The organism is Bradyrhizobium sp. BLXBL-03 (assembly GCF_051853015.1).
GTDB lineage: Bacteria > Pseudomonadota > Alphaproteobacteria > Rhizobiales > Xanthobacteraceae > Bradyrhizobium > Bradyrhizobium manausense.
Genome location: NZ_CP182470.1, coordinates 5,606,260 through 5,627,857 on the forward strand (window position 1 = coordinate 5,606,260; position 21,598 = coordinate 5,627,857).

Annotated in this window: 17 protein-coding genes; 15 read left to right on the forward strand and 2 right to left on the reverse strand. The window is 65.0% G+C overall.

Features of this window, described 5'->3' with window-relative positions; genetic code table 11:
• Positions 1-40: 40 nt before the first annotated feature.
• Entirely contained in the window at positions 41-1,366 is a 1,326-nt protein-coding gene (locus ACNJX9_RS27010) for an Hsp70 family protein (RefSeq protein ID WP_439405055.1), read from the reverse strand.
• A gap of 279 nt (positions 1,367-1,645) precedes the next feature.
• Here ACNJX9_RS27010 and ACNJX9_RS27015 point away from each other — a divergent pair, with 279 nt between their 5' ends.
• The 12 genes from ACNJX9_RS27015 (at position 1,646) to ACNJX9_RS27070 (ending at position 15,380) form a co-directional block, all read left to right on the forward strand.
• Positions 1,646-1,783: a hypothetical protein gene (locus ACNJX9_RS27015; protein ID WP_167353999.1), complete on the forward strand. Its 138-nt coding sequence runs from the start codon at positions 1,646-1,648 to the stop codon at positions 1,781-1,783.
• A 247-nt stretch (positions 1,784-2,030) separates the two neighbouring features.
• On the forward strand, positions 2,031-3,320 hold the full coding sequence (gene oxlT, locus ACNJX9_RS27020; RefSeq protein ID WP_057753096.1) for an oxalate/formate MFS antiporter: 1,290 nt from the start codon (positions 2,031-2,033) through the stop codon (positions 3,318-3,320).
• A gap of 251 nt (positions 3,321-3,571) precedes the next feature.
• Entirely contained in the window at positions 3,572-4,906 is a 1,335-nt protein-coding gene (oxlT, locus tag ACNJX9_RS27025) for an oxalate/formate MFS antiporter (RefSeq protein WP_439405056.1), read from the forward strand.
• A 177-nt stretch (positions 4,907-5,083) separates the two neighbouring features.
• A complete protein-coding gene (locus ACNJX9_RS27030) occupies positions 5,084-5,512 on the forward strand; it encodes a CBS domain-containing protein (RefSeq protein ID WP_057753095.1) in 429 nt (142 codons plus the stop codon).
• 97 nt (positions 5,513-5,609) lie between these two features.
• Positions 5,610-6,629: a 2-dehydropantoate 2-reductase gene (locus tag ACNJX9_RS27035; protein WP_439405057.1), complete on the forward strand. Its 1,020-nt coding sequence runs from the start codon at positions 5,610-5,612 to the stop codon at positions 6,627-6,629.
• Positions 6,629-7,411: a fumarylacetoacetate hydrolase family protein gene (locus ACNJX9_RS27040; protein ID WP_057753093.1), complete on the forward strand. Its 783-nt coding sequence runs from the start codon at positions 6,629-6,631 to the stop codon at positions 7,409-7,411. The genes ACNJX9_RS27035 and ACNJX9_RS27040 overlap by 1 nt, the downstream gene beginning before the upstream one ends.
• Before the next feature lie 501 nt (positions 7,412-7,912).
• Positions 7,913-8,116, forward strand: a complete 204-nt coding sequence (locus ACNJX9_RS27045; RefSeq protein WP_057753092.1) for a hypothetical protein — start codon at positions 7,913-7,915, stop codon at positions 8,114-8,116.
• A gap of 43 nt (positions 8,117-8,159) precedes the next feature.
• Positions 8,160-8,822, forward strand: a complete 663-nt coding sequence (locus ACNJX9_RS27050; RefSeq protein ID WP_057753091.1) for a hypothetical protein — start codon at positions 8,160-8,162, stop codon at positions 8,820-8,822.
• A gap of 450 nt (positions 8,823-9,272) precedes the next feature.
• The gene (locus ACNJX9_RS27055; RefSeq protein WP_057753090.1) at positions 9,273-10,268 is read left to right on the forward strand and encodes an NAD(P)H-dependent flavin oxidoreductase; all 996 of its coding nucleotides are present in this window, start codon (positions 9,273-9,275) and stop codon (positions 10,266-10,268) included.
• 25 nt (positions 10,269-10,293) lie between these two features.
• The gene (locus ACNJX9_RS27060; RefSeq protein WP_439405059.1) at positions 10,294-11,265 is read left to right on the forward strand and encodes a zinc-binding dehydrogenase; all 972 of its coding nucleotides are present in this window, start codon (positions 10,294-10,296) and stop codon (positions 11,263-11,265) included.
• Between the two features lie 184 nt (positions 11,266-11,449).
• On the forward strand, positions 11,450-12,823 hold the full coding sequence (locus tag ACNJX9_RS27065) for a cation-efflux pump (RefSeq protein WP_439405061.1): 1,374 nt from the start codon (positions 11,450-11,452) through the stop codon (positions 12,821-12,823).
• 226 nt (positions 12,824-13,049) lie between these two features.
• Positions 13,050-15,380 (forward strand): PAS domain-containing sensor histidine kinase, encoded by a 2,331-nt coding sequence (locus tag ACNJX9_RS27070; protein ID WP_439405062.1) that lies wholly within the window; start codon positions 13,050-13,052, stop codon positions 15,378-15,380.
• Between the two features lie 162 nt (positions 15,381-15,542).
• Here the strand turns inward: ACNJX9_RS27070 and ACNJX9_RS27075 are convergent, their stop codons facing one another.
• Positions 15,543-16,436: a LysR family transcriptional regulator gene (locus ACNJX9_RS27075; RefSeq protein WP_057753087.1), complete on the reverse strand. Its 894-nt coding sequence runs from the start codon at positions 16,434-16,436 to the stop codon at positions 15,543-15,545.
• Between the two features lie 222 nt (positions 16,437-16,658).
• Between ACNJX9_RS27075 and ACNJX9_RS27080 the strand changes: the two genes are divergently transcribed.
• Genes ACNJX9_RS27080 through fdhF form a run of 3 tightly spaced genes read left to right on the forward strand, consistent with a single transcriptional unit; the run spans position 16,659 to position 21,596 of the window.
• Positions 16,659-17,159: a formate dehydrogenase subunit gamma gene (locus ACNJX9_RS27080; protein WP_439405063.1), complete on the forward strand. Its 501-nt coding sequence runs from the start codon at positions 16,659-16,661 to the stop codon at positions 17,157-17,159.
• The gene (locus ACNJX9_RS27085) at positions 17,156-18,712 is read left to right on the forward strand and encodes a formate dehydrogenase beta subunit (RefSeq protein ID WP_439405064.1); all 1,557 of its coding nucleotides are present in this window, start codon (positions 17,156-17,158) and stop codon (positions 18,710-18,712) included. The genes ACNJX9_RS27080 and ACNJX9_RS27085 overlap by 4 nt, the downstream gene beginning before the upstream one ends.
• Before the next feature lie 10 nt (positions 18,713-18,722).
• Positions 18,723-21,596 (forward strand): formate dehydrogenase subunit alpha, encoded by a 2,874-nt coding sequence (gene fdhF / locus ACNJX9_RS27090; protein ID WP_439405065.1) that lies wholly within the window; start codon positions 18,723-18,725, stop codon positions 21,594-21,596.
• Positions 21,597-21,598 lie beyond the last annotated feature (2 nt).

The window sequence follows — 21,598 nt, forward strand, 5'->3', positions numbered from 1 at the left end:
GCCTGGAGCCATCCAGGTAAAGATCGTGAAGTTGACGCAGCTACGCGCGCGCCTTCAGCCCGCCACCGGCGGTCCAGCGATCCGGCTCGGGACTGTGCCCGATCAGCGCGAGGCCGTAAGCGATCGACTCGAACTGGTCGCCCGACATCAGCCGCTCGTTGCCGAAGCGGTCGGCGAACAGTTTTCGCACCGCCGGCACGAAGGAAGTGCCGCCGGTCAAGAACACCTTCTCCACCTCGCGCGCGGTGATGCGGGCCTCGCCCAGCACCTTGTCGACGGTGGCGCCGAGGCGCGCGATGTCGTCGGCGATCCAGGACTCGAACCTCCTGCGCGTGATGGCCGCGCCGATGTCGACGCCGCCACCTTTGAAGCGGAAGTCGACCTCATCCTGGGCCGACAGCGCGACCTTGGCATCCGACACCGCGCGGTACAGCGAGAAGCCGAGATCGAGATCGACGATGGTGATGAAATCCTCGAGCTGATCCGGCTTCAGCGCGGTGCGCGCAAGCTCGCGGAGCTCGCGCAGGTCGCCGTTGCTCTTCATCAGCGCGAGCTGATGCCAGCGCGCCAGGTTGGTGTAATGGCTGTTCGGGATCGGCAGCACCTTGTCGAACGAGCGGAAGCTCGACCCCTTGCCGAGCCGCGGCGAGACGATTTGATCGACGATGCGATAGTCGAACGTGTCGCCGGCAATGCCGATGCCGGCATGGCCGAGCGGCTCGGCGCGCAAATGGCCGCCGGCGCGCGAGAAACGCATCACCGAGAAGTCGCTGGTGCCGCCGCCGAAATCCGCAACCAGCACGGTGGCATCGCGCTCCAGCCTTCGGGCAAAGGAGAACGCCGCACCGACGGGCTCGTAGACATAGCGGGCATGGCCGGCACCGAGACGTTCGAAGGCGGCGCGGTAACGCTGCATGGCGAGGTCATCGTCGGGATTGCCGCCGGCAAAGCGCACGGGGCGGCCGACGGTGATGTTCGCCGCCTCGAAGCCGAATTTGTCGCCGCCATGGCGCGCCAGCGTGCGCAGGAACGCAGCGAGGATGTCCTCGAACTTGAAGCGCTGCCGGAACACTTGCGTGGTGTTGAAGCTCGAGCTGGCCGCGAAGGTCTTGAACGATTGCAGGAAGCGATAGACGTGGCGCCCCTCGAGAAACTGCTCGATCGCCCACGGCCCGCCTTCGGCCTGGGCGCCGGCGCCCGGCCGGTCCTCCCAGAAGCACAGCGCCGAGACGTAGGTGCTGTGGCGTTGCCCGCCGTGCTCGAAGCGGATGGCTTCGACCCGGCGGTCGTCTGCCGCGAGAGCGACGACGGTATTGCTGGTTCCAAAATCGATGCCGATCGAGACGGCGGGCGAGGCGCTCGACATGAACCACTCTGACGGTTGGATGGAAGGGGGCGCACCACTACCGGCTCCGCACGCCGCTGCCAAGACCTTTGATTGTGCATCGCGTCAGGCGAATAGCCCGGATTCAGCAGCATTTGGCTGTTTTAAGCCCAAATCGGCGCTTCAGTGCATCATTTTGCTGCAATGCGAAGAGCTCCATGCTGCTATGCACTGGCATGCATGGACATTGGCATTTGGTATACATAGAACAACCTTCGAAATGAGACAGCATCACTGACTGTCTCGGGAAAGGGAATTCCGATGTCCAAGACCGCTTCCGTCGCGCTCGCGCCCTCCGCCTCGCTGTTCGCCCGCCTCATGGCCGTGATCGACCGCTTGCTGATGGCGAGCGCCGAGATTTCCAACCAGAACGGCGACCTGCCCCGGTTCGGCCTGTAAGGACCATCCGAGGTCCCCGCGCGTCGAATTGTCGCGCCGGTTGCAAATCCAGCGAATTCCTACTTTTGAAGAATGGCTCCGCACTGCGGAGCCATTTCTATTTGGGATCGGGCTCACGCGTGCACCCTCGGACAACGAGGTTGCGTCATAAGCGCACAATGGGTCTGGCGCGCTTGAAGCTTGGCATAATGAATACAAGAATGCCGCCAACGCTCGCTCAAAAGACAGAAGCGCAACTGGAGGATTCATGACGGACATGGTGCAGGCCACAACAGCCCCTACCGCCGCACGGGTCAGCGACACCTATCGCTGGGCGCAATTGGCGATCGGCGTGGCGGCGATGGTGATGATCGCCAACTACCAATATGGCTGGACCTTCTTCGTCCCCGACATTCAGAAGACATTCGGTTGGGATCGCGCCTCGATCCAATGGGCCTTTACGCTGTTTGTTTTGTTCGAGACCTGGCTGGTGCCGGTCGAAGGATGGTTTGTCGACAAATACGGTCCGCGCATCGTCGTGCTGGTCGGCGGCGTGCTCTGCGCGATCGGCTGGGCCATCAACGCGCAGGCCACCACGCTCAACGGCTACTATCTCGGCATGATCATCGCGGGCATCGGCGCCGGCGGCGTCTACGGCACCTGCGTCGGCAACGCGCTGAAATGGTTTCCCGACAAGCGCGGCCTTGCAGCGGGCATTACCGCAGCCGGTTTCGGTGCGGGCTCGGCGCTGACGGTCGCGCCGATCCAGGCCATGATCAAGGACTCTGGCTTCCAGACCACCTTCCTCTATTTCGGCCTGGGACAAGGCATCATCATCTGCATCCTCGCCTTCTTCCTGCTGGCGCCGAAGCCCGGCCAGGTGCCGAACGTCGTGGCCAACGCCGCCTTGCAGCAGAGCCGCCGCAACTACCAGCCGACCGAAGTGCTGCGCCAGCCGATCTTTTGGCTGATGTACTTCATGTTCGTGATCGTCGGCGCCGGCGGACTGATGGTGACGGCGAACCTGAAGCCGATCGCGGTCGACTGGAAGGTCGACGCCGTGCCGGTGACGCTGATCGGGATGACCATGACCGCGGTGACGTTCGCAGCGACGATCGACCGCGTGCTCAACGGATTGACGCGTCCGTTCTTCGGCTGGATCTCCGACATGATCGGCCGCGAGAACACCATGTTCATCGCCTTCGGCATGGAAGGCTTCGGCATCTGGATGCTCTATCTCTGGGGCCACGATCCGATCTGGTTCGTGATCCTGTCGGGCTTCGTGTTCTTTGCCTGGGGCGAGATCTACTCGCTGTTCCCCTCGACCTGCACCGACACGTTCGGCGCGAAGTTCGCGACCACCAATGCCGGCCTGCTCTACACCGCCAAGGGCACCGCCGCGTTGCTGGTGCCACTGGCGAACTACATGCAGCAAAGCTCCGGGCATTGGGACAACGTGTTCATCCTGGCTGCCGGCGCCAACATCCTGGCCTCGCTGCTCGCGCTATTGGTGCTGAAACCCTGGCGCAGGGTCGTGGTGGCGCACTCGACCACCTGACTTCGCAGTCGCAGCATAACTGTCGTGGAAAACGCCCGGCTTCACCGCCGGGCGTTTTCATTTTCCCGAATAGCCTTGGAGCCGAAGGAACCCTGCACTTTTCCCGGGCTTGCTCCCAAGATAGAGCTTGCATTCTGGGATATGGTATACCAAGCTGCTCGCCGCGCTTGCGACCATAAGCCACAAGATTTGCGACACTCCGTCAGATGGACGGCGCTGTCGTGACCAGACAGGCGCTTGGGAGGTTGTTGATGATTTCCAACACGGATGGCGCCGTCACGGCCGCGCCGCTTCGCACAGGTTTCCGTTGGCTCCAGCTGGTGATGGGCATCGTCTGCATGGCGATGATCGCCAACCTGCAATATGGCTGGACGCTGTTCGTCGACCCGATCGACGCCAAGTATCATTGGGGTCGCGCCGCGATCCAGCTCGCCTTCACCATCTTCGTCGTGACGGAGACCTGGCTGGTGCCGGTCGAGGCCTGGTTCGTCGACAAATACGGCCCGCGCATCGTCATCATGTTCGGCGGTGTGATGATCGCACTGTCCTGGGTGCTCAACTCCTACGCCGACTCGCTTCCCCTGCTCTATACCGCGGCTGTCGTCGGCGGCCTGGGCGCGGGCGCGGTGTACGGCACCTGCGTCGGCAATGCGCTGAAATGGTTTCCCGATCGCCGCGGCCTCGCCGCCGGTGCGACGGCTGCCGGCTTCGGCGCGGGCGCAGCGCTCACCGTGGTGCCGATCGCGGCGATGATCGCATCGTCAGGCTACCAGCACGCGTTCCTCACCTTCGGCATCGGCCAGGGCCTGATCGTGTTCGTGCTCGCCTTCTTCATCCAGCCGCCGCGGCTCTCGATCCCGCCGAAGAAGAAGCAGCTCAACCTGCCGCAGACCAAGATCGATTTCACGCCGCCGCAAGTGCTGCGCGCCCCGATTTTCTGGATCATGTATCTCGTCTTCGTCATGGTCGCCTCCGGCGGCCTGATGACAGCGGCCCAGATCGCGCCGATCGCGCACGACTTCAAGATCGCCGACACGCCAGTCTCGCTCGCCGGCTTCCAGATGGCGGCGCTGACCTTCGCGATCTCGCTCGACCGCATCTTCGACGGCTTCGGCCGCCCGTTCTTCGGCTTCGTGTCTGATACGATCGGCCGCGAGAACACCATGTTCATCGCCTTCGGCACCGCCGCCTTGATGCTGCTGACGCTGTCGGCCTACGGTCACGTCCCGCTCGTGTTCGTGCTCGCGACCGCGGTCTATTTCGGCGTGTTCGGCGAAATCTACTCGCTGTTCCCCGCCACCTGCGGCGACACCTTCGGCTCGAAGTTCGCGACCACCAACAACGGCATGCTCTACACCGCGAAGGGCACCGCCTCCCTGCTCGTCCCGCTCGCCAGCGTGATCTCGACCGCCTATGGCTGGAAGGCCGTGTTCGTGGTGGCCGTGGCGCTGAATGCGACGGCCGCGCTGATGGCGCTGTTCGTGATCAAGCCGCTGCGCCGCTCCTTCATCCTTGGCAAGGAGGCCGAGAGCACCAGCCCCGCGACCGCCACCGCGGAGACGCGTGCCAAGACCGGGACGGCGTGAGCCGCGACACGTCTTCACGTCGATCGAGGGGCGCAGTGATGCGCCCCTTTTTCTTTGTCGATGAGGACAAACGTCAGCATGGCTGCCGCAAGAATTTTCGGATCACCCAAATCCAGTGCTTGACGATTGGCATTATGTATACCACACTCCCTGCATCGTTCACCCAGGGAGGTTGCCATGCTGGTCGGAGACATTCTGCGCAAGAAGACGCCGCGCGTCGTCACGGTGCGAATGAACGAAACCGTGGGTATTGCCGCCAAGCTGATGCGGGCCAACAACATCAGCGCGCTGGTGGTGAAGGACGTGGTCCGCTCGGAAGGAAACACCGCGGTCGGCATGTTCACCGAGCGCGACGTGGTGCGCGCGGTTGCCGAGCACGGCGCGGGTGCCATCAACGTCAAGGTCTCGCAGCTCATCTCGGTGCAGCAGCTCGTCTCCTGCACCTCCTCTGACACGATCGAGCACGTCCGGCATCTGATGAACCGGAATCACATCCGGCACCTGCCCGTGATCGACGACTACAGCCTCGTCTCCGTCATCAGCATGCGCGACATCGCCGCTGCCGTCGACGAGGCCCTCAACGGCGCGCCGCAAGCGGCAGCTTAAAACGTCTCACTTCCCTGCGACTACCGGCCCCGGCTCGGACGCATCCGAGCCGGACCGGATCTCTCGTCCCAAATTTCCGGTACCCCGCGAGGATTTCATGAAGATCTGCATCTACGGCGCCGGCGCGATCGGCGGATATCTCGGCGTGCAGCTGGCCCGCGCAGGCGCCGATGTCAGCCTGGTCGCGCGCGGCGCGCATCTCGCCGCGATGCGCGAGCGCGGCTTGACACTCCTCGCCGGCGAGGAGACGCACACCGTCCATCCCCGCTGCACCGACAATGCGGCCGAGCTCGGCGTGCAGGACCATGTCATCGTCACGCTGAAAGCGCATTCGATCACCGGCGTGATCGAGAAGATGCAGCCGCTGCTCGGGCCGCACACCCGCATCGTGACCGCGGTCAACGGCATCCCCTATTGGTATTTTTACAAGCACGGCGGCGCGTATGAGAACGCGACCTTGGAGAGCATCGATCCCGGCGGGCGGCAGTGGCGCGAGCTCGGGCCTGACCGCGCGATTGGCTGCATCGTCTATCCCGCCACCGAGATCGAGGCGCCCGGCGTGATCCGCCACGTCTACGGCAACAATTTTCCGCTTGGCGAACCATCAGGCGAAATCACCGCCGACGTACAGCGCCTCGCCGACCTCTTCGTCGCCGCAGGGCTGAAGGCCCCGGTGCTCGACCGCATCCGCGACGAGATCTGGCTCAAGCTGTGGGGCAATGTCTGCTTCAACCCGATCAGCGCGCTGACCCATGCGACGCTCGACGTGATCTGCAGCGATCCCGCCACGCGCGCGCTGTCGCGTGCGATCATGGTGGAGACGCAAGCCATCGCCGAAACCTTCGGCGTCAAGTTCCGCGTCGATGTCGAGCGCCGCATCGAGGGCGCCCGCAAGGTCGGCGCGCACAAGACCTCGATGCTGCAGGATCTCGAGCGCGGCCGTCCGATGGAGATCGACCCGCTCGTCACCGTGGTGCAGGAGATGGGGCGCCTGACCAAGATCCCGACGCCCGCGCTCGACTCCGTGCTGGCGATGGTGACCCAGCGCGCCCGCATCGCCGGCCTCTATGACGGCATCTCCGCGCCCCTTGATCCTCGCGCGCTGGCGGTGGCGTGATGAGCGCGACGACGAAATGGCTGCGCTTCCGCCACGGCGGCACCACCGGATTCGGCACGCTGACCTCGTCAGGCATCAGCGTGCATGAGGGCGAGATGTTCGGCCGGAATGCTGCGACCGGCAAGATTCTGACGCTGACGGAGGTCGAGCTGCTGGCGCCCTGCGCGCCCAGCAAGATCGTCGCGCTCTGGAATAATTTCCATGCGCTCGCGGCCAAGCTGAACCAGCCAGAACCGCCTGAGCCGCTCTATCTACTCAAGGCCACCACCACCATCACGACGCCGGGCGCCGTGATCCGCCGTCCCTCCTATTACGACGGCAAGACCACCTACGAGGGCGAGCTCGGCATCGTCATCGGCAAGACCTGCGCGCGCGTCTCGCCTGACGAGGCCGACCGCTTCATCTTCGGCTACACCTGCGTCAACGACATCACCGCCAACGACATCCTGACCAGCGACCCCACCTTTCCGCAATGGGCCCGCGCCAAGGGCATCGACGATTACGGCCCGTTCGGACCTGTGATCGCGACCGGCCTCGATCCGGCCAAGCTCACGGTCCGCACCATCCTCAATGGCGCGGAGCGGCAGAACTACCCGATCTCGGACATGATTTTTTCCGCGCAACAGCTGGTCAGCAAGATCTCCCACGACATGACCCTGCTCCCCGGCGACCTCATCGCGGTCGGCACCTCGGTCGGCGTCGGCGTGATGAAGGAGCCGGTGAACATCGTGACGGTCGCGATCGACGGCATCGGCGAGCTGACGAACGAGTTTCGGCTGTAACCGCAAAACACGGTGCCGTAGCCCGGATGGAGCGAAAGCGTAATCGGGGACCGGCGTTCGAAGCTCGCAGACCCCGGATTGCGCTGCGCTCCATCCGGGCTACGCCTTCGCCAAATTTCGGAAAAACAACAGCTCACCCAGCGCGGCGCTCACCGATCGTGTCAGGCACCGAGTTGTGGATCGCGCCTTTCGACACCTTAGGCCGCTCGCCCGCCCCTTGATCTCGGTTCCGCTCTCCAATCAACGCGCTCGATGCCTTGCGCAAGGACATCGGCGGTATCTTCTCTTCCATCCGCAACGGCCTGAACCGGATCGGGTGAGTTGCTCGGCGGGATGGGCAGAGTGAAGCGAATCATTTCGACCCACATCACATCTGCGCGCGCCCAAGAGATGCCGCCAACATGTCTCGCCGCTGCCGCACTGTGGTCGCATTCCGACGTCCATCTCTGAGGGGTGTCTGGGGGCACGGCTCAGCCGTGCTTGGGCCAAACTGCTAGGGGTATGACTGTGAAGAAGATTGTATTTGTTCTGGGTGCGACGCTTGCTCTGGTGACGGCTGCGAACGCTGCAGATTTGCCGCGCCGCCAGCCCGTGCCGGTCTATCCGGCCGAGCAGGCTCCGATCGGCAAGATGCCCATTGGCAAGGGTCCCGTTGGCAAGGCCCCGATCGGCAAGGCGCCCGGCCCGGTTGCTGCGCGCTACTGAGGCGCCAGCGAACGAAAAGAGGCCGACAGTCGAGGGGCACAGCGTGACGAACAAGTTTGATCGATCGGGATCCTGCATCCTTGCGGGCCTCGCGCTCGCGACCATGATCGCGTGCGTGATGCCGTCGGCTTCCGCCCAACAAACGAAACACGAAACGAACAAGCGCATGGCCGATGCCAGTGCGCTTGTCCCGACCGACACCGCCTCGCGCGCCACGCCGCAAGCGACGCGGCGCTCGGTGACGCGGGCGGAGAAAGGCCCCTACTACGTCGACTTCCGCGCGCGGACGGCGGCGAGCTGGGGCCATGCCTTCGTCTGGTACGGCAAGACCAGCGAGCGCGCCGTCGAGGTCGCGGGGCTGACGCCTGCCGGCGACACCTGGACCTATGTGCTCGGCCATCTCACCTGGGTGCCATCGGAGACCGGTGCCAGCTATGGTGATCTCGATCCGGAATATCTGACCGCGAGCTATCGCGTCTATCTGAACGAAGCCGACGCCAAGCGCGTGTTCGCCTATATCGAGAAGCTGAAGGCAAGCTCGCCAGTCTGGAACGCCGAGACCACCAACTGCACCGGCTTCATCGGCGACATCGCCGAGTACATGGGCCTGAAAGTGCCGTATCGCTGGCAGCGCCCGGAAAACTTCGTCAACAGCCTGAAAGAGATGAACGGCGGCCGGCAGATGGTGCGGCTGTCGGCGGAGTAGCGGCCACGCCGTCATTGCGAGCGCAGCGAAGCAATCCAGAATCTTTCCGCGGAGGGACTCTGGATTGCTTCGCTGCGCTCGCAATGACGAGTCCGTTGACGCAGCAGGGCCGATTCTAGGACCGTCCCTGAGGTGCGAGCCGCGGTGCGCAGCAGCGCGAGCGAGCCTCGAAGGGCGACGGCCCGGCTCTCGCCGCACGGCCGTTCATCCTTCGAGGCTCCCATGGGACGCGTTGCGTTCCATGCTTCGCACCTCCTGCGACAACCGCTTCGCGGTTGCGCGGGGATGACGGATCGAGATCTCGATTATCCGCCTCACGGAATCACCCCCACCGTCCGCATGAGGCCCCGCCCTCACCGCACGCCCCCCCAATAGACATTTCCCACCCCCGGCGGCATCCTCCCGCCATCGATCGAGAACAGAGCCTGTCACACAGGCGTGGGAAACGTCATGCTGCAAACACGGTTCACAAAGCTTGTCGGTGTCGAGCACCCGATCGTCCAGGGCGGCATGCAGTGGGTCGGGCGCGCCGAGCTGGTCGCGGCGGTCGCCAATGCCGGTGCGCTCGGCTTCATCACCGCGCTGACCCAGCCGACGCCGGAGGACCTGACCCGCGAGATCGCGCGCTGCCGCGACCTCACCGACAAGCCGTTCGGCGTCAACCTCACCATCCTGCCGGCGATCAAGCCGCCGCCTTATGCCGAATACCGCGCCGCCATCATCGAGGCCGGCATCAAGGTGGTCGAGACCGCCGGCAACAAGCCGCAGGAGCATGTCGACGAGTTCAAAAGGCACGGCGTCAAGGTCGTGCACAAATGCACCAGCGTCCGCCATGCGCTCTCGGCCGAGCGGATGGGCGTCGACGCCATCTCGATCGACGGGTTCGAATGCGCCGGCCATCCCGGCGAGGACGATACCCCCGGCCTGATCCTGATCCCGGCCGCCGCCAACAAGGTCAAGATCCCCATGATCGCCTCCGGCGGCTTTGCTGATGCCCGCGGCCTGGTCGCGGCGCTGGCGCTCGGGGCCGAGGGCATCAACATGGGCACCCGCTTCATGGCGACCAAGGAGAGCCCGATCCATCAGCTCATCAAGGAGAAGATCGTCGCCAATGACGAGCGCGAGACCGAGCTGATCTTCCGCACCATGCGCAACACCTCGCGCGTCGCCAAGAACGAGATCTCGACCAAGGTCGTCGCGATGGAGAAGGAAGGCGCCAGGTTCGAGGACATCCGCGAGCTGGTTGCGGGCGCCCGTGGCAAGATGGTCTATGCCACAGGCAATTCGGACGAAGGCATCTGGTCGGCCGGCCAGGTGCAGGGCCTGATCCAGGACATCCCGAGTTGCGGCGAGCTGATCTCCCGTATCGTGCGGGAGGCGGAGGCGATCATCCGCGGCCGGCTCGAAGGCATGATCGTTCAACCAAACGCGCAAGCCGCGGAATAGTCACTGCAAGAAGCGAGAGTAATTCATGAAGGCTTACGTCTACGGCGCTGAAGGCGCTCGGATTTCCGACGTCGCTCAACCAAAGCCCAAAGGCACGCAGGTGCTGGTACGCGTCCGCGCCTGCGGTCTCAATCGCGCCGACACCGGCATGCGCAAGGGCCATGCCCATGGCGCGGCCGGCGGCGTCGGCACCGTGCTCGGCATGGAATGGGCCGGCGAAGTGGCCGAGCTCGGACCCGATGCGAAGGGCGTCAAAGTCGGCGATCGCATCATGGGCTCGGGCGGTGCCGCGTTCGCGGAGTATACGCTTGCCGACCATGGCCGGCTGTTCCGCGCGCCCTCGAACATGAATTTCGAGGAGGCCGCCACCCTGCCCGTCGCGCTCGCCACGATGCACAACGCCGTCGTCACCGTCGGTGGCGTGCAGCCGGGGCAGGCCGTGCTGATCCAGGGCGCAAGCTCGGGCGTCGGCTTGATGGCCATGCAAATCGCAAAGCTCAAGGGCGCAAAGCTGGTGATCGGATCCTCGACCGATGCCTATCGCCGCGGACGACTGAAGGACTACGGCGCCGACCTCGCGGTCGATTCCTCCGATCCCAAATGGGTCGACGAGGTGCTGAAGGCGACTGGCGGCGAAGGCGTCGACCTCATCGTCGACCAGGTCTCCGGCAAGGTCGCCAACCAGAACCTCGCGGCAACCAAGATCCTGGGCCGCATCGTCAATGTCGGCCGGCTCGGCGGCACCCATGCCGACTTCAACTTCGACCTCCATGCCGCCCGCCGCATCTCCTATATCGGCGTGACCTTCCGCACCCGCACCATCGAGGAGGTCCGCGCGATCTTTGAGGAGGTCCGCAAGGACATCTGGGGCGCGGTGGAATCGCGAAAGCTTCAGCTGCCGATCGACCGCGTCTATGCGTTCTCCGACATCGACAAAGCGTTCGCGCACATGGAGGCGAACAAGCACCTGGGGAAGATCGTGGTGACGGTGCCGTAGCTCCGGCCGCGGCCGTCATTCCGGGGCGATGCAAAGCATCGAACCCGGAATCTCGAGATTCCGGGTTCGCCTGCGGCGCCCCGGAATGACAGGACTTGAGGGCGCATCCGCTCCTGCAACTCACTCGCGACTAGTTCTGTGGATCGTCGCTTGATGTTCGCGAACGCCCTGCTAAATCCCCGCCATGAGCGGACAACACGACAAGACATCGGTCGCAGCCATCTCGATCCTGGCCAGCGGCGGCATGGCGGCGGCCAAATTCGTGGTCGGGATCGCGATCGGATCGCTGGCGCTGATCTCCGAGGCGCTGCACTCCTCGATCGACCTGGTCGCGACCATCATCACCTGGGCGGTGGTGCGGGTCTCGGACAAGCCGGCCGACGACGAGCACCATTACGGCCACGGCAAGCTCGAGAGCGTCTCCGCGCTCGGTGTGACCGCCCTGCTCTATGTGCTCGCCGGCGGCATCCTGGTCGAATCCTACAGCCGGCTGCGCGAGGGAACCCCGCCGCCGACGATCTCGGCCGTGCCATTCGTGGTGCTGGTGCTCGACATCGCCGTCAATCTCTGGCGCGCCCGCGCCCTGCACAAGGCCGCGCGGGAAACGCGGAGCCAGGCGCTCGCGGCCGACGCGCTGCATTTTGCCTCCGATGTCATGGGCTCATTCGCTGTCATCATCGGCCTGATCCTTGCGGCCTTCGGCTTCTGGTGGGGCGACGCCGCGGCCGCCGCCGCGGTCGCCGTGATGATCGCCCTGCTCGGCCTGCGCATGGCGGGCTCGACGGTGCAGACGCTGGTCGACCGCGCGCCGGAAGGGGCACAGGACAAGGCCACCGCCGCGATCCGCAGCGTGCCCGGCGTGATCGACGTCGAGCGGCTGCGCGTGCGCATGGTCGGGGCGACCACTTTCATCGACAGCATCGTCAAGGTGCCCAGGACCTACCCGATCGACCGCGTCGAAGGCATCAAGCGCAACGCCGAAGCCGCCGTCGGCAAGATCTTCGGCGATGCCGACCTGTCCTTCACCGCCGTCCCCGTCGCCCGCGACAACGAGACCGTGCGCGACCGCATCATGGTGATCGCGCGCAATTCGGGCCTCGCCATCCACCACGTCACGGTGCACGACCTGGGTGCGAAGCTGATCGTCAGCATCGACCTCGAGGTCGACGCCGACATGCAGCTCGAGGCCGCCCACGACGTCGCCAACAGGCTGGAGCGCAGCATCCAGGAAGAGTTCGGCGCTGACGTCGAGGTCGACGTCCATATCGAGCCGCTGGAGCCGGAACTGCCGTTCGGCGCCGATGCCGCGCCCGACAGGGTACAGACCATCGCCGCCGCGCTCACCGAATATGCCGCCGGCGGCGAGATTCACGACATCCATAATGTGCGCGTCCGCGACACCGAAGGCGGCGAGATCGTCAACTTCCATTGCCGCGCCGCGCCGTCGATGAGCGTGATCAAGGTTCATGAGCAAGTCGATGCGATCGAGCGCCGCTTGCGCCGCGCGTTCCCGAGCGTGAAGCGCGTCATCAGCCACGCCGAACCACCGCGCGCGTGAGGCGGAAAGCGCGAGGAGTCACACGTTCTCGTTTCGGACTCCTGATGCATGTGAGTTTGCGGAGCAGAAGCCGCGCAAACTCTGCATTGGATAAGAATTATTTCGCGTTAACCTTTCGTTGACTCTCGACAGCCTGCGCAAACTGGATTCAAATCGCTGTGATTCGAAAGCGTTGTGGGGCTGCTTTCGAATGGTGTTGCAGACAGGTTTTCAGGGGGCCGAAGGCATGGCGCGCGCAGACGCCGCGAACGCGTGCGTCCAATCCGATTCGATCAAGGGATTGGCGCAATCGATCGCGAAACCTGCCTATCATCGGCTCCTGATCGCGGAGCCGGCGCTGCGTCGCGCCGTGCCGACGCTCATCATTGCCTTCCTCATCACGATCTGCCTCGGCGCGTTCGTCCAGGTCGTCGACCAGACACGCCAGAAGCGCCTGGTGATCCAGAACGACATCTCGATGCTCGCCGAACTGCTCGCCGAGCGCATCGACCGCGCGACCTCGTTGCGCGCCGAGCGACTGAAGGCCATCGAGAACCTGCCGACGCTGCTGCCCGAGATGATCCCGAACAAGGCCAGGGTCTCGGGCCGCCACGTCGTCGTCACCTCGGCCGGCGTCAACGGTCACATCCTCGCCCGCATTCCGATCGACAGCGATCCAGCAGGCAACGACCGCCTGCTCGATGCGATCACCACCGCGCAGCTGCTCGCGGCGCCGCCGCGCGACAACAACGTCGCGGACATGACGCTGCCTGACGGCAGCACGGCGCTGGCGGCCGCGCGGCCGATCAAGTCGTTGCCGGGTCTCGTCACGGTGATCCAGGAGCGCAACGAGCCGATCTGGGGCTCGGACGCAGCGCTGTCGGTGACGCTGTCGGCGACCACGGGCTTCGTCGTCCTGATCCTCGGCTTTGCCTTCCACTGGCAGTCGACCCGCGCCCGTGAAGGCGACCTCATCAACGACGCGGTGCGCGGCCGCATCGACACCGCGCTCAACCGCGGCCGCTGCGGCCTGTGGGACTGGGACCTGTCGCGCGGCCGGATCTTCTGGTCGCAATCGATGTTCTCGATGCTGGGCCTCGACGGTCGCAACGAGCTGCTCACTTTCGGCGAGGTCAATGCGCTGGTGAAGTCCGACGACATCGACCTGTTCGAGATCGCCGACCAGCTGATCTCCGGGAAGATCGACTACATCGACCAGACCTTCCGCATGCAGCACGTCGACGGCCACTGGATCTGGCTGCGCGTCCGCTGCGAGCGAACCCGCGGCGCAAGTGATGCCGGCATCCACCTGATCGGCATCGCGGTCGACATCACCGAGCAGAAGAGCCTCGCCGAGCGGACCGTGGAAGCCGACCTGCGCCTGCGCGATGCGATCGAGACCATTCCGGAAGCCTTCGTGCTGTGGGACGCCAGCGACCGCCTGGTGCTCTGCAACTCGCACTTCCAGCGCCTGCACAAGCTGCCCGACACCGCGGTGATCCCCGGCACCTCCTACGAGACCGTGCTGGAAGTCGGCCGCATGCCCGAGGTCCGCACCCGCCACAACGACACCGGTGCCCAGGGGCCGGGCGCGCGCACCTTCGAGGCCCAGCTCGACGACGGCAGCTGGCTGCATATCAGCGAGCGTCGGACCAAGGACGGCGGCTACGTCTCCGTCGGCACCGACATCACCCGCATCAAGGAGCACGAGCAGAAGCTCGTCGACAACGATCTGCGCCTGCGCGCCACCGTCATCGACCTCAAGCGCTCGCAGGCCGCGCTGGAGCGCCAGACCATCGAGCTCGCCGATCTCGCCGAGAAGTACCAGCGCGAGAAGACCCGGGCCGAGGAAGCCAACCAGACCAAGTCGAAGTTCCTCGCCAATATGAGCCACGAGCTGCGCACGCCGCTCAACGCCATCATCGGCTTCTCCGAGATCATGGGCTCGGGCATGTTCGGCGAGCTCGGCAGCGAGAAGTACCAGGAATACTGCCACGACATCCTGACCAGCGGTCACTATCTGCTCGAGGTCATCAACGACATCCTCGACATGTCCAAGATCGAGGCCGGCCGCATGAAGCTCGACATGGAAGAGCTCGACCTGTCGCAGACGTTGGCTGAATCCTTGCGCGTCGTCGCCGGCCGAGCCCAGGACAAGCACCTCAAGCTCGATGCCGACATCGGGAAATCGATCTCTGTCGTCGCCGACCGCCGCGCCACCAAGCAAATCGTCGTCAACCTGTTGTCCAACGCCGTGAAGTTCACGCCCGACGGCGGCCGCATCGTGGTGCGCAGCCGGCAGCTCGAGGACAGGATCGTGCTGATGATCGCCGATACCGGCATCGGCATCGCGCCGCACTCGCTGGCGCGGCTCGGACGTCCGTTCGAGCAGGTCGAGAGCCAGCTCACCAAGACCTATCACGGCTCCGGCCTTGGCCTTGCGATCGCGCGTTCGCTGGCGCAGCTCCACGGTGGCTCGATGAAGCTGCGCTCCAGGCTGGAAGTCGGCACCGTCGTCCGCGTGACGCTGCCGCGCGACGCCGTCAAGGTGGCGTCAGGGATTTCGGCCGCGGCGTAGGGCTCAATCAGCTCTGGTTGAATCGAAGCGACCCAAAAGCACCGCTCCAGTAGGGTGGGCAAAGGCGCACTTGCGCCGTGCCCTTGCTGTGTTGGATCGACGCGGCTAAACCGCGTGGGCACGCTTCGCTTTGCCCACCCTACAAGGCTACCCCGATAGCCCTTACGACTGCAGCGACGGCGCGACTTCGCGGGCGATATTGACCAGCGCTGCGATCAGCGGCGTCATCGGGTCGCGCTGCGGGATGACGAGACCAATGCTGTAGGTGACCTCGGGGTCGACGATCGGGATGGTGCGGACCTTGTCGGACAGGCCGAGCGTCTCGGCGAGCTTGGCCGGCATCACGCTCGCCCACCGGCCGGTCTTGACGTGGGTGAACAGCACCAGCAGCGAATTCGATGTCAGCGTCGGCGTCGCCTCCGCGCCGACCGAGCGCAGCGCGCGGTCGATGATGCGGCGGTTCTGCATGTCAGGCGTCAGCAGGCACAGCGGCACCTGCCCGACCTCCTTCCAGGTCACCGTCTCGCGATCGCCGAACATCCCATCGGGCGCGGTGAGCAGACGATAGCTCTCATTGTAGAGCGGAATGGTGCGCACCTTGCCGATCGGCTCGTTCTCGATATAGGTCAGCCCCGCATCGACCTCGAGATTTTCGAGCAGCCCCAGCACCTCCGACGAGGTCGTCGAGCGGATGCTGAAGCGCACCTCGGGATGCCGCGCACGGAACGGCGTCGTCAATGACGCGACCATGCCGAGCACGGTCGGGATCGCCGCAATACGGATCTCGCCGGAGAGCTGATGCTTCAGTCCGTTGATCTCGTCGCGCATCGCACGAGCATCGCCGACGATGCGACGCGCCCAGTCGAGCGCCCGCTCGCCTTCGGGGGTGAAACCCTGGAAACGGGAGCCGCGCTGGACCAGCATCACGCCGAGGATCTCCTCGAGCTGCTTCAGCCCGGTCGACATGGTCGGCTGGGTCACGCCGCAGGCCTCTGCCGCCCGTCCAAAATGCCGCTCCTTGGCCAGCGCCAGCAGCAGTTCAAGCTTGTCGATCAATCGTCCGTCCCTTCGGATTCCAACGCGGCATGCAAGCTATCACGCCGGGGCTGCACCAACACGCAAAAACCGGCAGCCGATACGAGTTTCATTGCCTGACCGTATCGGTCGATTGCGCTTTCCGATCGATCCGAATTCGCAATCGCAGCATGAGACAGCTTTATTGATCTTCGAATGATTCCAAATAGTTTGCGGAAGGGACGCTCAATTTGAGAACGAAGAATGACAGTGGTTTTTGAGCCTTCATACGAGCCTTCACGCGAACCTTGGAACGAGATTCGCGGCGCCGAGATCATCGCCGAACATGCCAGCCAGGAAGGCGCAACGCTCGTCATCCTCCACGCGCTCCAGGCGGCGTTCGGCTACGTGCCGGAGGCCGCGATTCCCATGGTGGCGCAGGCGCTGAACCTGTCGCGCGCCGAGGTCCATGGCGTCTTCACCTTCTACCATGATTTCCGCCATAAGCCGGCCGGCCGCCATGTGCTGAAGCTGTGCCGCGCCGAGGCCTGCCAGGCCGCCGGCGGCGATGCGCTGGCGGCGCGCGCCGAGGCGAAGCTCGGCGTTTCGCTTGGCAACACCACTGCGGATGACCGCGTCACGCTGGAGCCGATCTACTGCCTCGGCCTCTGCTCGACCGCGCCGTCGGCGATGCTCGACGGCCGCCTCGTCGGACGGCTCGACGAGAAGCGCCTCGATGCGCTGGTTGCGGAGGCGCAGCGATGAATATGAGGATTTTTGTTCCGCGGGATGCGACGGCAATCGCCGTCGGCGCCGATGACGTCGTCACAGCGCTTGACCAGATCGCGCAGCAGCGCGGCCTGGCGATCGAGATCATCAGGACCGGCTCGCGCGGATTGCACTGGCTGGAGCCGATGGTCGAGGTGGCGACGCCTGCGGGCCGCGTCGCCTACGGGCCGGTGAGCGCCGAGGACGTCGCCTCCGTGCTCGAGTCCATGGCGAGCGACGGACCGCACGCGCTGCGGCTCGGCGTCACGGACGAGATCTCCTGGCTGAAGCGCCAGACCCGCCTCACCTTCGCCCGCTGCGGCGTGATCGATCCGCGTTCGCTCGACGACTATCGCGCCCATGGCGGCTACAAGGGTCTTGAGCGCGCGCTGTCGCTGGGCCCGGACGCGATCCTCGACGAAGTGACGACGTCGGGCCTGCGCGGCCGCGGCGGCGCCGGCTTTCCGACCGGCATCAAGTGGAAGACCGTGGCGCAGGCCAAGGCCGACCGTAAGTTCATCGTCTGCAATGCCGACGAAGGCGACAGCGGCACCTTTGCCGATCGCATGATCATGGAAGGCGATCCCTTCCTGGTCATCGAGGGCATGACCACCGCCGGCATCACCGTCGGGGCGACCAAAGGCTATATCTACATCCGCAGCGAATATCCGCACGCGGTCGAGGCGATGAATGCGGCCATCAAGGCCGCCAGGCGCGGCGGCTATCTCGGCGACAGGATCGGCGGCTCGACCCATAGCTTCGACATGGACGTGCGCGTCGGCGCCGGCGCCTATGTCTGCGGCGAGGAGACCTCGCTGCTGGAAAGCCTCGAAGGGCGCCGCGGCCTGGTGCGCGCAAAACCGCCGCTGCCGGCGCATCATGGCCTGTTCGGCAAGCCGACCGTCATCAACAACGTGCTGTCGTTTGCCGCCATCCCCTTCATCCTCGCCGAGGGCGCCAAGGCCTATGCCGATTTCGGCATGGGCCGTTCGCGCGGCACCATGCCGATCCAGCTCGCCGGCAATATCCGCCATGGCGGGCTGTTCGAAACCGCGTTCGGCGTGACGCTGGGCGAGCTCGTCGACGACATCGGCGGCGGCACGTTCACGGGACGCCCGGTGCGCGCGGTGCAGGTCGGCGGCCCGCTCGGCGCCTACTTCCCCCGCGCCCTGTTCGACACGCCGTTCGACTACGAGGCCTTCGCCGCGCGTGACGGCCTGATCGGCCATGGCGGCATCGTCGTGTTCGACGACAGCGTCGACATGCGCAAGCAGGCGCGCTTCGCCATGGAGTTCTGCGCCATCGAATCCTGCGGCAAGTGCACGCCCTGCCGCATCGGCTCGACCCGCGGCGTCGAGACCATCGAGAAGATCATCCGCGGCGAACGCGTCTCCGAAAATCTCGCGCTGGTCGAAGACCTCTGCAACACCATGAAATTCGGCTCGCTGTGCGCGCTCGGCGGCTTCACGCCCTACCCCGTGCTGAGCGCATTGAAGCACTTCCGGGAAGATTTTGTCCCGGCCCCGACCACGCTTCAGGCCGCGGAATAGGAGAACGACAATGTCGCTGATCGAAGAAATCGACTTTGGCACGCCGCGCTCCAAATCATCAACGATGGTCACACTGACCATCGACGGCAAAGAGGTCACGGTGCCCGAGGGCACCTCGATCATGCGCGCCACGATGGACGCCGGCCACCAGATCCCAAAACTGTGCGCGACCGACATGGTCGATGCCTTCGGCTCCTGCCGCCTCTGCGTCGTCGAGATCGAGGGCCGCGCCGGCACGCCGGCCTCCTGCACCACGCCCGTGATGAACGGCCTGGTGGTCCACACCCAGAGCGAGCGGCTGAAGCAGCTGCGCAAGGGCGTGATGGAGCTCTACATCTCCGACCACCCGCTCGACTGTCTCACCTGCGGCGCCAATGGCGATTGCGAATTGCAGGACATGGCCGGCGCCGTGGGCCTGCGCGAAGTCCGCTACGGCTATGAGGGCGAGAATCACGTCTTCGCGAAATCCAACGGCGAGGTCAACGCCGCCTGGATGCCGAAGGACGAGTCCAACCCCTATTTCACCTACGATCCCTCCAAGTGCATCGTCTGCTCGCGCTGCGTCCGCGCCTGCGAGGAGGTGCAAGGCACCTTCGCGCTGACCATCTCTGGCCGCGGCTTCGACAGCCGAGTCTCGCCGGGCATGAGCGAGAGCTTCCTCGGCTCCGAATGTGTCTCCTGCGGTGCCTGCGTGCAGGCCTGCCCGACCGCGACGTTGACGGAAAAATCCGTGATCGAGATCGGACAGCCCGAGCACTCCGTCGTCACCACCTGTGCCTATTGCGGTGTCGGCTGCGCCTTCAAGGCGGAAATGCGCGGCGAGGAAGTGGTGCGCATGGTGCCCTACAAGGACGGCAAGGCCAATCGTGGCCATTCCTGCGTCAAGGGCCGCTTCGCCTGGGGCTACACCAACCACAAGGAGCGCATTCTTAAACCCATGATCCGCGAGCGGATCGAGGACCCGTGGAAGGAAGTGTCCTGGGACGAGGCGTTCTCCTTTGCCGCCGCCAGGATGCGCGGCATCCAGAAGAAATACGGCCGCGATGCCATCGGCGGCATCACCTCGTCCCGCTGCACCAATGAAGAGACCTATCTGGTGCAGAAGCTGATCCGCGCTGGCTTCGGCAACAACAATGTCGACACCTGCGCCCGCGTCTGCCATTCGCCAACCGGCTATGGCCTGTCGCAGACTTTCGGCACCTCGGCCGGCACGCAGGACTTCGACTCGGTCGAGGACACCGACGTCGCCGTCATCATCGGGGCCAACCCCGCCTCGGCTCACCCGGTGTTCGCCTCGCGCCTGAAGAAGCGGCTGCGCCAGGGCGCGAAGCTGATCGTGATCGATCCGCGCCGCACCGAGATGGTGGAATCACCGCATGTGAAGGCGCTGCACCTACCCTTGATGCCCGGCACCAACGTCGCGGTCGTCACGGCGCTGGCGCATGTCATCGTCACCGAGGGCCTCGTCAACGAAGCCTTCGTGCGCGAGCGCTGCGACTGGAGCGAATTCGAGGAATGGGCCGCCTTCGTCGCGCAAGCAAAGCACAGCCCGGAAGCCACCGCCATCCTCACCGGGGTCGATCCGAAGGTGCTGCGCGAAGCCGCCCGCCTCTACGCCACCGGCGGCAATGGCGCGATCTATTACGGCCTCGGCGTCACCGAGCACAGCCAGGGCTCGACCACCGTGATCGCGATCGCCAACCTCGCTATGGCAACAGGCAATATCGGCCGTCCCGGCGTCGGTGTGAATCCGCTGCGCGGCCAGAACAACGTTCAAGGCTCCTGCGACATGGGCTCGTTCCCGCACGAGTTGCCCGGCTATCGCCACATCTCGGGTGATGCCGTGCGCGATCAGTTCGAGGCGCTGTGGAACGTCAAGCTCAACCCGGAGCCGGGCCTGCGCATTCCCAACATGTTCGATGCCGCGATCGAAGGCACGTTCATGGGCCTCTATGTGCAGGGCGAGGACATTCTCCAGTCCGATCCCAATACCAAGCATGTGGTGGCGGCGCTGTCGGCGATGGAATGCGTCATCGTTCACGACCTCTTCCTGAACGAGACCGCGAACTACGCCCATGTCTTCCTGCCCGGCTCGAGCTTCCTCGAGAAGGACGGCACCTTCACCAATGCCGAGCGCCGCATCCAGCGCGTCCGCAAGGTGATGTCGCCGAAGAACGGCATGGCCGACTGGGAGGTCACCATCGGCCTCGCCAAGGCGATGGGCTTTCCGATGAACTACAGCCACCCCTCGGAGATCATGGACGAGATCGCGGCGCTGACGCCGACTTTCACCGGCGTCTCCTATGCCAAGCTCGACGAGCTCGGCTCGGTGCAGTGGCCCTGCAACGAGAAGGCGCCCGAGGGCACGCCGGTGATGCATATCGACGGCTTCGTCCGCGGCAAGGGCAAGTTCATCGTCACCGAATATGTCGCGACCGACGAGCGCACCGGCCCCCGCTTCCCGCTGCTGCTCACCACCGGCCGCATCCTCAGCCAGTACAATGTCGGCGCGCAGACACGGCGCACCGAGAACGTGGTCTGGCATGCCGAGGACCGGCTGGAGATCCATCCCCACGACGCCGAGCAGCGCGGCGTGCGCGACGGCGACTGGGTGCGGCTGGCGAGCCGGGCCGGCGAGACCACGCTGCGCGCCGAAATCACCGACCGCGTGTCGCCGGGTGTCGTCTACACCACTTTCCATCATCCGGACACGCAGGCCAACGTGATCACCACAGACTATTCGGACTGGGCAACCAATTGTCCGGAATACAAGGTCACGGCGGTGCAGATCTCGCCCTCGAACGGGCCGTCCGACTGGCAGAAGAGCTACGACGCGCAGGCGCGGCACTCCCGCCGCATCGCGCCGGCCGAGGCCGCGGAGTAACC